Origin of the sequence: Vulcanococcus sp. Clear-D1, assembly GCF_014654725.1 — a bacterium.
Classification (GTDB): domain Bacteria; phylum Cyanobacteriota; class Cyanobacteriia; order PCC-6307; family Cyanobiaceae; genus Vulcanococcus.
The window spans coordinates 1-15,546 of record NZ_JACVZV010000007.1; the positions used below are offsets into that span (position 1 = coordinate 1).

At 59.3% G+C, this 15,546-nt stretch carries 13 protein-coding genes; 5 read left to right on the plus strand and 8 right to left on the minus strand.

Features of this window, described 5'->3' with window-relative positions:
• Positions 1-49: 49 nt before the first annotated feature.
• The 3 genes from H9532_RS02380 to H9532_RS02390 all read right to left on the minus strand — a co-directional run bounded on the left by H9532_RS02380 (position 50) and on the right by H9532_RS02390 (position 2,733).
• Positions 50-355, minus strand: coding sequence for a hypothetical protein (locus tag H9532_RS02380; protein ID WP_296365461.1), 306 nt, complete (start codon positions 353-355; stop codon positions 50-52).
• 338 nt (positions 356-693) lie between these two features.
• Entirely contained in the window at positions 694-1,764 is a 1,071-nt protein-coding gene (locus H9532_RS02385) for a phosphotransferase (protein ID WP_296365463.1), read from the minus strand.
• Between the two features lie 342 nt (positions 1,765-2,106).
• Complete coding sequence (locus H9532_RS02390; RefSeq protein WP_296365465.1) at positions 2,107-2,733, minus strand: isochorismatase family cysteine hydrolase; 627 nt, start codon at positions 2,731-2,733, stop codon at positions 2,107-2,109.
• A gap of 50 nt (positions 2,734-2,783) precedes the next feature.
• Between H9532_RS02390 and H9532_RS02395 the strand changes: the two genes are divergently transcribed.
• Positions 2,784-4,136, plus strand: coding sequence for a glutamine synthetase family protein (locus tag H9532_RS02395; protein WP_296365467.1), 1,353 nt, complete (start codon positions 2,784-2,786; stop codon positions 4,134-4,136).
• Between the two features lie 76 nt (positions 4,137-4,212).
• On the opposite strand, the gene H9532_RS02400 is transcribed toward H9532_RS02395, so the two are convergent.
• Positions 4,213-4,686, minus strand: coding sequence for a hypothetical protein (locus H9532_RS02400; protein ID WP_296365469.1), 474 nt, complete (start codon positions 4,684-4,686; stop codon positions 4,213-4,215).
• A gap of 320 nt (positions 4,687-5,006) precedes the next feature.
• On the opposite strand from H9532_RS02400, the gene H9532_RS02405 reads away from it, so the two are divergent.
• The 3 genes from H9532_RS02405 (at position 5,007) to H9532_RS02415 (ending at position 8,357) form a co-directional block, all read left to right on the plus strand.
• On the plus strand, positions 5,007-5,495 hold the full coding sequence (locus H9532_RS02405; RefSeq protein WP_296365471.1) for a hypothetical protein: 489 nt from the start codon (positions 5,007-5,009) through the stop codon (positions 5,493-5,495).
• A 202-nt stretch (positions 5,496-5,697) separates the two neighbouring features.
• Entirely contained in the window at positions 5,698-6,183 is a 486-nt protein-coding gene (locus tag H9532_RS02410; RefSeq protein ID WP_296365473.1) for a Dps family protein, read from the plus strand.
• Complete coding sequence (locus H9532_RS02415; RefSeq protein WP_296365475.1) at positions 6,183-8,357, plus strand: AMP-binding protein; 2,175 nt, start codon at positions 6,183-6,185, stop codon at positions 8,355-8,357. The genes H9532_RS02410 and H9532_RS02415 overlap by 1 nt, the downstream gene beginning before the upstream one ends.
• On the opposite strand, the gene H9532_RS02420 is transcribed toward H9532_RS02415, so the two are convergent.
• Positions 8,305-9,258, minus strand: coding sequence for a DMT family transporter (locus H9532_RS02420; protein WP_296365477.1), 954 nt, complete (start codon positions 9,256-9,258; stop codon positions 8,305-8,307). The two genes, H9532_RS02415 and H9532_RS02420, sit on opposite strands and share 53 nt — an antisense overlap.
• A gap of 306 nt (positions 9,259-9,564) precedes the next feature.
• Here H9532_RS02420 and H9532_RS02425 point away from each other — a divergent pair, with 306 nt between their 5' ends.
• The gene (locus H9532_RS02425) at positions 9,565-10,932 is read left to right on the plus strand and encodes a hypothetical protein (RefSeq protein WP_296365479.1); all 1,368 of its coding nucleotides are present in this window, start codon (positions 9,565-9,567) and stop codon (positions 10,930-10,932) included.
• 53 nt (positions 10,933-10,985) lie between these two features.
• On the opposite strand, the gene H9532_RS02430 is transcribed toward H9532_RS02425, so the two are convergent.
• The 3 genes from H9532_RS02430 to H9532_RS02440 form a co-directional block, all read right to left on the minus strand.
• A complete protein-coding gene (locus tag H9532_RS02430; RefSeq protein ID WP_296365480.1) occupies positions 10,986-11,585 on the minus strand; it encodes a hypothetical protein in 600 nt (199 codons plus the stop codon).
• Between the two features lie 487 nt (positions 11,586-12,072).
• Entirely contained in the window at positions 12,073-13,668 is a 1,596-nt protein-coding gene (locus tag H9532_RS02435) for an iron uptake porin (RefSeq protein WP_296365482.1), read from the minus strand.
• A 193-nt stretch (positions 13,669-13,861) separates the two neighbouring features.
• Complete coding sequence (locus H9532_RS02440) at positions 13,862-15,469, minus strand: iron uptake porin (protein ID WP_296365484.1); 1,608 nt, start codon at positions 15,467-15,469, stop codon at positions 13,862-13,864.
• Positions 15,470-15,546 lie beyond the last annotated feature (77 nt).

Consider the following 15,546-nt stretch of genomic DNA (forward strand, 5'->3'; position numbering starts at 1 on the left):
CTCTTTCCTGCTCACTGCGGTCGCTCAAACCCGTTTGTCCAGAGATTCCCTAGCTGACGATCTCTGCGGTGAAGCCGATGAATGTCTCGGTGTTGGGTGAGACCACTCCATCAGGAAACGGAGCAACTGAGTGGAAGTCGTAGTAGCTAGGTGTCGGCGGGTAAGTTGCGTAGAATAAGTTAGTAAAGCTGCCATCGTTCAGAGAAAAGTTAATGCCGCCCACGGTCAGTTGTGGTCGATCGGCGCCCGGATCTTGCGGCCTAATCAGATTGTCTCCCAAATAGGGCTGTCCCGTAATGGTATCGATATTTCCTGGAATGGCGGCTCCTGCCGGCAGAAGCGAAGCGATCTTCACACCATCACGATTTCCTTTGATGGCCCTAACCCTGTAATAGCCATCACGTGTGGGCCTGGAGCTTGTCCATAGGCGCCCCTTTGCGATCGGGCTGCTGCCATCGGCGGCGCTGTACTGCCAAGTCCATCTCAGCCATTTCATAGTTGCCGGGTCAAGAGCATGTCACTCGTGTGGCGCGGTCTTCGACCTGCCTTAAATCAAGGCTAGGACCCATCATGTTCGCGTCACGCCATCGATCCCTATCGTTACGCCAAGTACCGCTGCCAGTGAATACCCCCAGTGCGTGGCAGCGGCGTTGGTTCTCACGACATGAACATGCCGATGCGAGCCTTGGGAGGTTATTCAATGGGCAACGGCAGCGCTTCCCAGGCGCGAAGCTCATCCACAACAGAGCAATGCCGTTCAATCGCTTCGTCTCGGAATAGAGCGCCGCGCACCGTAGTACTTGGTTCATTGAGTGTGGCAAAAAGTCGTAACGCCACAGGCAGGCAACGCAGTGCCGCGAGCTGCAAGTCCTTACGTGCATCGGCTACCGAGTAATGGCTGACGCCTTGCGCAACCAACTCTCCATGCCATAGATAGAGCAGTTCGTCTAAATGGCCGCTACGCTCAAAAAAGGGCTCACTCCCGCCAAGAAGATAAGCCAAATCGATGGCACCCATGCTCCGACAGGCATTCTGCCAGTCCAGGATGATTGTTGCTGGGTCAGACTCTGAGCCAGTAAACAAGAGATTGTCTGCCCGCAGATCGCCATGCACAAGAGTGAAAGGCCTGTTAGCAATGGCCGCATCAATCTCTCCCAGCTGCTTCAGGCATCCCTCTATGACCAGTGACATCCGATCACCAATGCGCCGCCCATAGGTCTGCAGAAATGGCTTAAGAAGAGTGTGGTCCAGATCAGAAAACCAATACTGATGGACTGGCAACCAGCAATGAAGCTCGAGATCTGGCTTTTGCCAGAAACAGGCATGGATGGTGGCTAGCCGCCTCACAACTGCTCTGGCTTCCTCGTGGGACAACCCACGCACTTGATCGCCAGCCCGGTAATGACTGAGATCTTCCATTAACAACCATGGGTCGTTCGCATCGCCCAACCCGTAGATGCGAGGAAACCGAGATGTAACCGATGGGGCTAATGTCCGATAAAATGCAATCTCACGCTCGAACGCACGTTGAGACCTCGCGATGCCATGAAAAAGTGGATCGGTGGTCTCGCTTTTGAGCACAAGGCTAGGAGGCAAAACGCCCGGAGGATCCGTGCAGACTTGCAGCCTCCACGTCGTTGACAGGAATCCTCGGCTGTCGCCGATCTCAGTCGCGTCAATGGAGCAGATGGCAACACCAAGAACATCAGAGAGCCAGCTGGTCTCTGGGCGACGGATCGCCGGGGTGCTCGCAGATGGCTCCAAATCAATTAAATAGAATTTGTTTCGATATTAGCTTTGAGGGCGCCCCTACGAACGCAAGTGGCACTCGTTCACGCCCTCGTGTATCACAGCACGACACAGATCAAGTGGGGACACTCTCGACGAAGTATGAATGAACCACGTAGGCATTCAATCGGACTTGCCGCACCGCGATGAGTCGAAAGCAATACCACAAACGGGAACATCATCATTCGCAAGACCGTCTGAGGCATCTGTCATGGCCGATCACTACGACGGACTTTCGACCTCGCCCCCGAGAGTGACGACGAGACCCGCACGCGAGGATCTCTGCGCCTCAGAAGATGAGATATCGCCAAGCATTAACTATTTACTTGAGGGTGGAATGCGTATCAAGATGGATTCGAATTCAGCCACAGAGATCTGGTTGCAGTAGCCGCTGAAGCAAGCCAGAGCAGCGGCATGTCGTTCCGGTGTCTCCGCCTGGCAAGCATCCTGAAGGCACACCACCTTGTAGCCCCTGTCAGCAGCATCCTTCACGGTGTGGTCGATGCACTGGTCGGTGAGCAGCCCGATCACCACGAGTGTGCGGATGCCGATATTACGCAGCAGATAATCAAGCGTCGTGGAACTAAAGGGCGAGGAGGAGCTCTTCGGCAACACCAGCTCATCGGCCAGGGGTGCAAGTTCTGGGATCACCTGGGCGGCGCGGCTACCGGGTGAGAAGCCCATGGCGCAGCGCTTGTAATCGAGGCTGCGATCGCGGCCATCCGCCGTGAGGTTGGCGATCACGGTGTAGATCACCTCCAGCCGCGCGTGCCGTGCCACCGCCAGGGCTTGCTGAGCTGCCGGCAAGGTGTTGCGGTTGAACTGCCGATCAAAAGCTGTTTGCGGTTGGGGCTGGCAATCACCGCAGGTGCCCTGTTGCAGATCGACCAGCAACAGCGCAGTAGCGCCGGGCTGCCACCAGCCACCCTGGGAAGTCGCCTCCATGCGGAGTTCTAGAGCCTTCGCAATCATGGCTCTAGTTGTTCGACATCGCCGTGCCCAAGCCTTCCTGGCCCACCGTTGAAACTCTGGCTGAGGAGGGATTCCGCTGGGTGGCGATCACCTGGGTGAACAATGTCGGCGCACCTCTGGTGAAGGTGGTGCCGCTGGCAGCCTTCGACGCTGCGGTGGCCACTGGGGTGGGGTTCTCGCCGGTGGCCGATGCCTTCGGTGCCGCCGGGGCCATTGATCCACAGCATCCCCTCGCCCGCCCGGACGGCGATCTGCGCTTGCGGGCAGATGCCAGCGCCCTGGCCCGGCTCGAGACCCACAGCGGCTGGGCCTGGGCTCCCGGCGAACGCTTTGAGCGCTCCGGCGCGCCCTACGCAGCAGACCAGCGCCATCGCTGTCGCCTGCAGCAAAAGCGCCTGAACGAAGAGGGGGTGGAGCTGAAGGCCGGCTTCGAACTGGAATGGCTGGTGGCCATCCCCGATGCCCAGGGGGCGCCCCAGCCTGCCGTACCAGGCGGCCCCTATGGCGCTGATCGACTCATCGAGGGGCTGGATTACGCCAGCGCCCTACTCGAAGCCTTGCAGGCCGCCGGCATCCCCTGGCTGCAGTTCCACCCGGAATACGGAGCCGGCCAGTTCGAGTTATCGCTGGCTCCGGGCACGCCCCTTGAGGCTGCTGATCGGCTGGTGCACTCTCGGCTGGTGATTCAGCGTGTGACCCGGCGCCTGGGTTGGCACTGCAGCTTCAGTCCCAAACCGCGTCTGGAGCGGGTGGGCAATGGCGGCCACGTGCACCTGAGCATCTGCCGTGATGGCGTGCCGTTGCTCCAGGGAGGCGCCAACCCTGGTGGGCTCAGCGACGCCGGCAGTGCCGTGCTCGCCGCTCTGTTGAAGGAGCTACCGGCCTTGCTAGGCCTGGCATGTCCCCTGGCGATCTCCTACCAGCGGTTGGCCCCCGGGTCATGGTCGGCACCATTTCAGGTGTGGGGCATTGAGAACCGCGAGGCGGCCTTGCGGCTGATTCCTACCGATGCGGATGCCGCTCCCGCCCATCTCGAACTGAAAGTGGCGGATCACGCAGCCAATCCCTACCTACTGCTGGCGGCCGTGCAGGCCGTAACACTGGCGGGACTTAAGGAACCTCAGCCACTGCCACCGCCGGTGAGTGGGGATCCGGCCAAGCTCCCCGTCGGATCAGCGGTGCGCCTGCCTGGGAGCTTGGCGGAGGCATCGGCTGCTTTCGCTGGCAGTGCTCTCCTGCGGGAGGCGCTGGGGGATGCATTGCATGGCTCCCTGCTCGCCAGCCAGGCCGCGGAGGTGCGACGTTGCGCTGGCCTCAGCGACACCGAGCTCGCCGCAGCGGATGCCTGGTGGCCGCTGGTTGGAGGGTTGGGTTAAACGGGCTCAGATACAACGGCCAGACTGAATGGCCACGCACAGAACCATGCGTGCCAGACCAACAAAGGCCTTGTCGTCAGCCGATATCGACAAAGTCCCAAGTTCTGATGAAGGTTCCTCCTGTGAGACTCCCCTGACTTGGTCCGATGTCGATCACATTCAAGAGCCCTCGCTTCGGATCAAAGTAACCCGTTGCTCTTGCCGTCTCATCGAAGCCGGCTAAGTAGCCCAACCCAGTGAAGGTTCGATTGTAGGGAGAAAGAGAAATGATGTAGTCGGCTGATTGGGGCGTATCATCAACGGCGTGATTCCATTCGATGCGAGCCGTTAGATTTCCATTGGCCAATTTCTTGAACTCAATAATCCCATCGAGTCCAGTGCCCGCCGCGTCTTTGCTGTCGTCGTCGTGCTCAACGTTCCAGGCCCTGAATGTGCCAGCCCACTCTCCCTGCTCAAGATACTTGCCCCATTGATTCAGTTTCCGCCTGAACTGCTTGCGGGCTCCCGTGATGACGTCCTTCTCTTGCCCATTGGGATTGATGTTGCTCATGCCAAGACCCTGCCCTGCGACTTGATGCTATCGCCGAATCCCAGTCCTGGGTCGTTGCTTTTGCGATTTCTTATTTCTCTGTAGCCCGACTGCAAAGCCCACAAGGGCACGAGAGTGCCTCCGAATAACGCAAAAGCGGGGATGCAGCCCGCTGAGGCAATCACTCCAATGAGCACCTCAATGCCCCAAACCCAAGACTTCTAGACAACAACGATGCCATCCACCACGCCCCCACAGAAAACTATTAAATGATTCACAAGCTTAACGCCCGGTCACCGGCCATACATAGACTTGGGCTTCCATCGAGCCAGTTCACAGCTATGGATCCAATCCTCAACTGGAGCCAACTCAACAATAAGCAGAGAAAAGACGCCGCCGAAGACCGAGATGACTACATCAAGTCCCACAAGAAGCTGACTCGCATCCTCACCGAGGGGGAATGGGTGAGCGTGCATCGCGACATCAATGTGTTCGACGGCGACAACGTGACGTCGTACGAAAAAACAGATGGCAACAACTACAAGTTCACCAAATCAAGCCCAACTCAGTTGAGAGCGGTCAATTCCTATGTGCTCTCAGAGGATGATCCAACTGTTTACACAGTGAACTGGGTCGTGCAACTGAACCCCTTTCGCAACAGCTTCATTCTGCGCGATCCCAAGACCCCCACGCGGGAAGCCTACGGCCATTACGATCGAAAAACAGACACCCTGATGCTCTCCATCAACGGCCCGGCTGGCCCCATCGCCCAACCATTTGATGAGCCCGCCTGGGGCATCACAACCAACTACTACACACACGTGGTTTAGCTTCAAAAAGCTCACCTGCAGCAGAGCATGCGTCTCGACGCGGGTGAGCGATCACTCTTCTACCGGGCCCAGAACGGTGCTCCCTCGGATCGCTGCAAGCAGTCAGGGAAAACAGACTGATGGAGCAGATCTCATCACCACAATCACACAACCGGTGCGAGAGGCTAGGATCAGCCAATAGCCAGTCTATTGGACAAAAACCATGGCAGCCAGCTCAGTCAAGATCGACATCGGCATCCCCGCTGAGCAACGCGCCACAATTGCCGAATCTCTTGGTCGCGTGTTGGCCGACAGCACGGTGCTCTATGCCAAAACCCACGGCTTCCACTGGAACGTGACCGGACCGATGTTCAACACACTCCATGTGATGTTCATGGAGCAATACACCGAACTGTGGACAGCCCTCGATGAGATTGCGGAGCGCATTCGCGCCCTGGGCTATCCAGCTCCCTTTGGCGCCAAGATCTATGCAAGCCTTTCCACTATCGAGGAAAGCGATGGTGTTCCATCTGCAATGCAAATGGTGAGCGAACTCGTGGCCGGCCACGAGGCTGTGGCTCGCACCATTCGCAGTGTGTTTACGGTCGCCGACGAGGCCAACGACCAACCCACCGCCGACCTGCTCACCCAACGGCTCCAGATCCACGAGAAAACCGCCTGGATGCTGCGCAGCCTCCTGGAAGGCTGATGCTGGAGAGCTGGCGCACCGCCTGGGCTCGCAGCCGGGAGCGCCACCAGGATCAGGTGGCGCTCTTAGCCACTGAAGGAGCCCTCAGCTTCGGCGAGCTGGGAGAGAAGGCAGATCACTGGCGCAGTCACTACGAAACTCTGCCTTCTTGGTGCGTTGGGCAATGCCAGAGCTGGGCCTGGAGTGGTGCCTGGATTGACCTCCCGCAACTCCTGGGGCTCTGGCTCGCCGGTGGTGTGTGGATTGCCCAGGATTCGGACAGCAGCCATGCCGATCTGGCGGAGAGCATCGCCAGCTCGATCAGGGGCCCTGCATCCGGTGAGGGCCAGTGGCAGCAGATCCTGTTCAGCTCGGGATCAACCGGTCGTCCCAAGGTGCTGGTGCGCGGCTGGCGCCAGGCGTTGCTGGAAGCCAAGGCCAATGCACGGCAACTGCAATTGCCGCCCGGAAGCCGTTGCGCCATGGTCGTGAATCCCTGGTTTGGCGCGGCCACCAAACATCTACTGGCGGGCTTGCTGGAAGGTTGGTGCCAGGTGATCGGGCGCGCTGATCTGGCTCTGCTGCCCCATGGAGGCGAACTGCTCTACGCCACACCGAGCCAGCTTCAGAGCCTCGGAGCACGCAGCGACGGTGTGGGCCGATTCCACTGGATCTCACTCACCGGCGAAGCCTGCCCAGCCAACCTCTGGCCGGTGCTGCAGAGCTGGGCAAAACCGGGCGGACAGTGCCTCAATGCCCTTGGCGCCAGCGAAACCGGCGTCATCGCCCAACAACAGCTGCCCCTGGCTGGCCCCTGGCAACGCTTCAGCGGCATGCCCGTTGAGGGCAAACGCATCAGCCTGGTGAGCGATGACCAGCAGAACGTCGATGGTGAAGACGCCATCGGGCGCCTGCAGGTGGAAGGACCAGCGCTGATTGAAGGTCTACTGGTGCAGAAGCAGAGCCGATGGGAGCTCGCACCCACCGACTGGCATGACGGCTGCATGCGGTTTGTGAGCAACGACCTGGCTCGCTGGAGTGAATCCGGCGAACTGGAACTGCTGGGCCGCAGCAATCAGCTGCTCAAACACCATGGCGAGTGGATTGACGCCGCTCCACTGCAAAGCGCCCTTGAACAGCAACCTGGCGTGCGGCGTTGCCAGTTGTTCGCCGAGGCAGAGGGCATCGTGGCCTGGCTGGAACTGGAGCAACTCAGTCAAGCCAACATGCGCAAGATCGGGCGCGCTGTGTGCAGGTCGATCGACGACGTACGACTGCAGCCCCGGCATCTGTTCGGGTTGGAAACGCTGCCTCTGAACCCCAACGGCAAGCTGGATCTAGCGGCCCTGCAAAGGGCCATGAGCCAGCCCGAGTCGCTTCACGCCCTGGCCTGGCATGCAACACCACAACTCGTGAAGCTACGGGCAGATCTCGATTCTCTGGATCAAGCTCAGCTTGTGAGCAGCCTGGAACGCACCAATCTGCTCTGGTGCGGAGGCGGCCTGAACGCACTCCAGATCTCAAGGCCGATCGCGATCGGGCTCATCGGCCTTGGATTGCCAGCCCCCCCCCCAAGCTGGAGAGCCGATCAAAGCCCAGGCCTCAGACAGGTGGCCAGCGAGCAGGTCGACCTGCTGCTCAAGGCCTGCAACGGTGATCTCGGAGAGAAGCTCTGGGTGGGCGGCTTTTCATTACCGGCCTGGTTGGCCTATGCGGTCGCGGAGGTTCTGGAGCAGCGTGGTGTTGCGTTAGGAGGAGTGATCCTGCTGGATCCTGTCGATCCCTTCATAGGCACCTACCGCTGGCCATGGCGACGCAAGCTGGCCAGGATCTGGCGGCTGATTCCACGACGCTGGATTCGAAGCCAAGACAACCAGCATCGCCTCCTCGTGAAATCCTGGCGTCAACACCTTCTTGGTCGCTGGATCGAGGAATCAGCCTGCAAGACGCTGAACGCGCCCCTGCATGTGTTGGCGAGCGAGTGGCGGGGAGGCCTATCAACGAAGCGAGCTCAGGTGCTCCAATCCAACCCACTTACACTGCACCTAGCAACATCTGATCATAAAGCAGTGGTCAAACAGCCAGAACTGATTGAGCAATGGGTGAATTACATCTGGCAAACATTAGGAAGCTCAAGCACGGCTAAGAAGCAGAAGACGGATCCGGCCGAGAAGGGAAAACAAGACGCAACGTAACGCCAGCCAGAATCAACAGCATGCTGAGGATCGTTGCAGGATGCAAGGGTTCACCGAGGAATGCTGCTGCACTGAGCACCGTCACAACCAACGTACTGGAACTAGCCAAACCAACCTGGGTAACAGGGAAACGACGCTGACAGAACTGACGAAGGACTTCAGATCCAACACACAGGGTGATGGAGTAGATCACGAGCACACCCAGCACCCACCAGAAGCTGAGATAGAAAAAGTGCTGAGGCCCATATTGCTGCAATGCGATGATCCCAAAGGCAACCGCACCTGCAAGGTTGGGAATCCCTGCTGAGAGGCCTCGGCAGATCGGATACGGCGCCAGCTTGCGGCGGATCGAATTGCGCAGGGCCAGGGAACTCATCGATACAAGCGCCCAGATCACGCCGGTGGTCTGACTGGCAGCCTCCGGAGTGCTCATCCCCATCGGACGCAACAACTTTCCAACAATCAAGCCAACCGTAATCAGCAGCAGGCTTCCCCAGAAGCGATCAGGAAGCTTCTCCCGCAGCCATAAGGTGGCAATCACGGCTGTGAAGGGAAGCGTCAGAGAGAAGAGCAACGTCTGGGTGACCACCGAGAGCTTGTCGAGAGCCAGGAAAAAGCTCATCGGCCCCAGAAAACAGCCAAAGAACGCATCAGCCACAATGAGCCGGCGGCCATGACGATCGAGCTTGTCGACATCAGAGAAGCTACGCCATCCATCCGATACAACAATCGCCAGGCCAACGGTGGCCTGAGAAATCAGAAAAACGTTGCAGAAACTAATCGGATTTTCACCACCGATGGGATTCTCCTCACCTGTGATCTGCAGTGCCTTGAGAACAGTGCCGCGCAAGCCAGTGAGCAGGATGTAGGCCAACAGACCTAAAGCATTCAGATCCAGCACGCGCAGCTAAAGACGGAGTAGCCGGAACGTAGCAACGGCCTAGCAACGGAACCTCGCACCATGTAACGCAGAACACACCTGACACACGTGATTCGATCGCACACACTTGGACTGAGCTGAAGCCCCGCCTTGAGTCACTGGTCCCCGCTGAACCGCCCGACTCGCACACTGCTAGCCGCTGTGCTGCTGACAGGTTGCTGGCTGCCGATGGCGTCAGCCGCCGTCCCCACATTCGAACAAGCCGCGTCGGCATGGGTAGAGCGCAATCGGGATCACCCCGGGCGGCTTCGCACCTTCCTGAAGGCCATGCCGAAAGGAGCCGATCTCCATAGCCATCTCAGCGGGGCGGTGTTTGCCGAGGAATATCTCCAATGGGCCGCAGAGGATGGCTACTGCCTGGAGCACCAAAGCCTTCGGCTGATCGCGCCCGAACAGTGCAGCCGTAATTCTTCGCTGCTACCCGCCGCACGTGTGGTGCAGGACGGAAAGCTCTATGGACAGGTCCTGGATCAATGGTCCACGCGTGATGTCAGCGGCGGCGGCCATGCGGGCCACGATGATTTCTTCGAGGCGTTTGCAGGTTTCTCGGCCCTCTCCCGCCAACCCAGCCGACAAGGGTCCATGGTGGCCGCCGTAGCCAATCGTGCGGCAGCGCAATCGATTCGCTACCTGGAGTTGATGATCACTGTGAATGGCGATCCAGTACGAACGCTGAGCCGCACCATTCCCTGGACAGGCTCTCTAGAGGCCGCACACTCCGCTCTACTAGCACGGGGCATGCCCTCACTGGTGAGTGAAGGCCGTCAGCAGCTCGAGGCTCTGAGCCGAGCCACCCAGAAAACGTTGGGATGCGGCTCGGCAAGTGCCCAACCAGGCTGCAGCGTCACGGTCAGATTCCTACAGCAGACGCGACGCAATCAACAGCCCCAGGATGTGTTCGCCCAGTTCGTTTATGCGTTTGAGCTAGCCCACGCCTCAGAGCAGGTGGCTGGGATCAATCTGGTGGGTCCAGAGGATCATCCATTGTCTCTGCGGGATTACACGCTGCAGATGCACATGCTGGGGTGGCTCAGGCAACGGTATCCAGCCGTACCCATCGCTCTGCATGCCGGCGAGCTCACACTCAATCTGGCGCCGCCAGAGCAGTTGGCCTTCCACATTCGTGAAGCGGTGGAGATTGCCGGCGCACGCCGGATCGGTCACGGTGTAGCCATCAGCTTCGAGCGGCATGCGGCGCAACTGATGACCTTGATGGCTCGCCTGCGGGTGCTGGTCGAGCTCTGTCTGACCAGCAACGAAGTGATCCTTGGCGTGAAGGAAACGGATCACCCCCTGCTCGACTACAAGGCAGCCAACGTTCCCACGGCTCTGGCGTCAGACGACGAGGGTGTTCTACGCACCGATCTCACCGAACAGTTTCTGCTGGCCGTGCGGCGCTACAGGCTGGACTACCGCGCTCTCAAGCGTCTAGCTCGCAACAGCCTGGAATACAGCTTCCTGCCTGGGCCAAGCCTGTGGGAATCCGATGCCTATCAGGCTCGCATCACGGCCTGCCGCAGCCTTCAACCGATCTCCTCCGCCTGTAAGGGATACCTGGCGAGTAGCGCTAAGGCGCGCCAGCAATGGCAGCTGGAGCTGGAACTCCATCAATTTGAACAGCAGGCATTGCCATAAAGAAACCTCCCGCCAATGCGGGAGGCCATGCCTATGACGGCACACACTGAACCTCAGTCCATCACGACCACCTCGGCCAAGCTCAACGAGCTTTGGATCGGGAGATCACGAGGGGAATCAAGGTCATAGTGGTAGCTCCAGAGAAAACTGGATTCTCCGGCCTTGAGCAACATCGCCTCCTCCTCAATTCCCCGAAAGACAACGCCTGGCTCCTGGCGCAGATCGCGCTCAAGTGAGCAATAAACCAGGCCATCGATGAAGCGCATGGCATTGGAAGCGCGAACCGCCAATTCACCCGTAAAAGACTGAACCGTTCCAGTCACACCAAAGATCTCGATCTCAAACTGACTGCTCAGAGCGTTGATCAACTGAGTGAACAACTGAGCAGCCATCACGACGGCCTCCGCGCAGCCAAGCTGATGCCCAGAAGTCTGCAGAAGGGGCGACACACAGCCGCCTAAGCCGGCAATCACCAGCTTATTCACTCCCAGCCTGCGGCCTTCACGACGAGCCTCATCAGCGATATCGAGCAAGTCGGTTTCGAGCTGAGACATGGCGTGATGGCCAAAAATGCGCGCATTGATCCGCAGATCTGTGAGGTGCAGGATCAGATAAGAGGCAGTTCGGTCCAGAGTGGAGTAGGTCGTAATCATGGTGAAGATGTGAGGCGCGGAAGGCTACTGGCGGTGACTGACGAACAGATACAAACGTTTACGCGTGAGCGAGTTGATGCCACGGCAGTGGCCCCCATTCGCGGGCCTGGCGGCACTCCAACCACAGCTCCCGCAATCGATTGATAAGGCGCACAGCAAAGCCTGTGTTGCACATGTGATGCATCCGTTCGCCTTTCACCCGAGCAACCAGCTCGCTGAAAGGCCGAAAACCGCGGCCGGCGTCGTAGGCGATGGATCCCTATACCACCCCTCATCGGCAGGAGCGATTAAATCTTGGGCAGGCAAGGCCCGCTGAGCGCGGGTGATGCGTCTGAAAGCAAAGCGATAAGCCATGGGCACCATTTGGAGGCACTGGAGGCTACGGGGGGGCGCACATGAAAAAAGCCCCCCGCCGAAGCGAGGGGCCTGAGCTTTTGGTGTGTGAGTGTGCGCGAGGAGGCGCGTGAGGAGTGGCCTGATCAGACGATCAGAACTTGAAGCCCACCTGGATCAGGCCAGCGAAAGCATTGAAGGTTTCGCCCTGGGGGGTGTTCTGACCAGCAGGACGGCTCAGATAGATCAGAGCGGGGGTCACGCTGATGTTGTCGGTGACTTGGTAGTTGTACCACCACTCCCAGGCGTAGTTGCCGTCATAGGGGGTGCTGCCATCAAAGGTGGAGGTGGTGAAGGGCGACTGGCCCACACCCATACCGGCAGAGTTGCCCTTCACGAACACGTCATCCCACTGCAGACCCACCATCCAGGACTGAGCGTTCTTGGTGTTGATGGCTTCGCGATAGCCATTAGTGAAGGTGGTGATACCCCAACCGGCACTGATAGAAGGCACCCAGCCGCTCTCAGAGGGCTGCCAGTAGCCGTTGATGGCGAAGCTGTTGGTGGCAGCGCTATCACCTAGATCGTCGCACTTAGCCTTCGAGTTATCATAAGTGTATTGCGTACCGGAGCGGATATTGGTGCCGCACTGGCCGTAGCGATAAGCACCGGTGAGGGCCCAATTCTTGCCAGCACCACCCAGCTGGGCCAGGAAGGAGCCAGCCGAGTTGTCGGTCATGATGCCACCCTCGTCGGGGCTGCCCTTATCGGCATTCTTGGCCACGTAGCTCACTCCAGCGGCGAGATAGGGATTGCCCTTCTTCACCTTCTGCTTCCAGACCAGACCCACACCAGCGCCGGTTTCCTTGTTGTAGGTGCCGGAGGTGCCGTAGGTGCCGTAGAGGAAATCAGTAATGTACGACTTGTAGGCCGAGGGGGTGATCGCCAGCATCTCGGTGTTACGAACCCGAGCGCCGAGGGTGGCTTTCAGCTCGTTACCCACCGGGAAGGTGTAGTACAAGCGGTCGATGTCAACCACGTTGGGGCCGGCCCCAGACTCAAACGATTTATCGAGCTTGGTGGCGCGGTACTGACCACCATCAAAGGCGGATTCACCGTAGTTACCGGAGCGCAGACGAGTACGCAGCAGATCCTTACCGGTGAAGCTGGTGTCGAAGTTCAGGCGAACGTCATAGTTGAACACCATGGCGCTGAGCAGGCTCTCGTCATCATCAAGGCCGGGGCCGCTGTTGCCGTTCTTGGCCGAGCCGCCGTAGGTGTAAGCACCCAAATCGAAGGTGGCCTCACCACGCAGCTTGGTGGTGGTGGAGAACTGGGTGGCTTCCAGCTCACCCACCTTGGCCTCGAGGCCATCCACACGGCCCTTCAGCACGGCGAGTTCCTTTTCGAACTCCTTCATCAGGCGCTTCAGCTCGTCGGTCACTTCGGTGATCCGGTCGAGGCAAGCGTTCAGCAGGGCGGCCGCTTCATAGCGGGTCATCGCACGGCTGCCGCGGTAGGTGCCGTTGGGGTAGCCGGCCACACAGCCGTAGCGCTCGATCAGGTTGCTCAGTGCTTGATAAGCCCAGTCGGTGGGCTGCACGTCGGAGAACTGGGTGATCGAAGTCACCTGCTCCTCAGAGCCGTACTGGCTCAGGCCAGCAATGTTGAGATCAGCGGCGGAAGCAGCCACAGGAGCCATCAGGCCCAGGGCAGCAGGCGCCAGAAGAAGCTTCTGGAACAGTTTCATGGTCCTCACACCAATTGAGGGGACCCACGCCAAAGCGGGGTTACTCCGGAACGTATCGGCCGGCCCACGCCCTTTGCCCGCAGAGCAACACCGGTCGCTGTCGCGCAGAACACAACGGCCATCCGGGCAACAAAAAACCCTCCGCCAATGGCGGAGGGTTGAAGCTGCTGGTGCGTGCGCGAGGCGCGAAAGATCAGAAGCGGAAGGTGGTCTGCAGCAGGTAGCCGAAGCTGTTGAAGGTGTTGCCCTGACCGGTGAGCTCACCTTGAGGACGCGACAGCCAGAAGATGGCCGGGGTCACAGCAATGTTGTCGGTGACCTGGAAGCGGTAGAACCATTCCCAGGCGTAGTTGCCATCCCACGGACCGTTGTCGGTGCCGCCGGTCACGAACGTGGGCTGACCCACGGCCATGCCCAGCACATTGCCCTTCACGAAGGCATCCTTCCAGTTCAGACCCACCATCCAGGACTGGGTGGTGACATTGAGGTCTGTGGAGTCATTGCGGCTGCCGCCCACATCATTGGAGGTGGCGATACCCCAACCTGCGCTGATCGAAGGCATCCAACCGCTCTGCAGTGGCTGCCAATAACCAGCCAGGTTGAAAGCATTCGTGCCGTTGTAGCCGGTGGACACGGCCGCGCGGGCGAGGGGGGTTGCGCCCACACTCACACCACGGTTGCTGTAGGCATACAGACCCGTGATGTTCCAGTTCTGGCCGGTGTAGGCCAGCTGAACCGAGCCTGTCGCGGCTGAATTGCCATTGGCAACACCACCGACGCTCGGATCCCCCACATCGGCATTACCGGCCACATAGTTGGCACCAAAGCTGAAACCACTCTTCCCTTCTTTCCACCAGAAGCCGGCACCACCACCAAGAACCTGGGTGTTGGCCTGAGGAGCACCAGCGAACTGGAAGATCTTCAGGATCTTGTCACCGGTGTACACCGAGGGCCACACGGCAAACATGTCGTCCTGACGGACCCGCGGGCCACCCACCACGGTGATGTTCTTGCCAACCGGGAACTTGTAGTAGAGGCGGTTGATGGCAACCACATCTCCGCAGTCAGCACCGGTTCCGCAGTTTTCTTGGAAGCCGGCATCCAGCTGAGAGAGGCGAACTGGATCAACGCCAAATCCAGAATCAGCGAAGTTGCCGGCGCGCAGCTGCGTGCGCAGCAGGTCTTTGCCGGTGAAGCTAGTATCAAAGTTCAGGCGAACGTCGTAGTTGAAGCTGAGGCCGTTGCGCAGTGACGTATCGCCGTAGGTGTTCTTCGACTTGTTGTAGAGCGGCGAGTCGCCCCCGAAAACCTGTCCGCCCAGCACCCAACGGCTATCACCACGCAGCTTGGTGGTGGTGGAGAACTGGGTGGCTTCCAGCTCACCCACCTTGGCCTCGAGGCCATCCACACGGCCCTTCAGCACGGCGAGTTCCTTTTCGAACTCCTTCATCAGGCGCTTCAGCTCGTCGGTCACTTCGGTGATCCGGTCGAGGCAAGCGTTCAGCAGGGCGGCCGCTTCATAGCGGGTCATCGCACGGCTGCCGCGGTAGGTGCCGTTGGGGTAGCCGGCCACACAGCCGTAGCGCTCGATCAGGTTGCTCAGTGCTTGATAAGCCCAGTCGGTGGGCTGCACGTCGGAGAACTGGGTGATCGACGTCACCTGGTCGGCGCTTGAGCCGTACTGGCTGACGCCAGCGATGTTGAGATCAGCGGCGGAAGCAGGCCGGTTGGCGTCAACAGCCAATGGAGCCATCAGGCCCAAGGCAGCAGGCGCCAGAAGAAGCTTCTGGAACAGTTTCATGGTCCTCACACCAATTGAGGGGGCCCGTAAAACGAGCCCAAAAAACTTACAAGAGTAGGCAGATCCGCATTCAGACA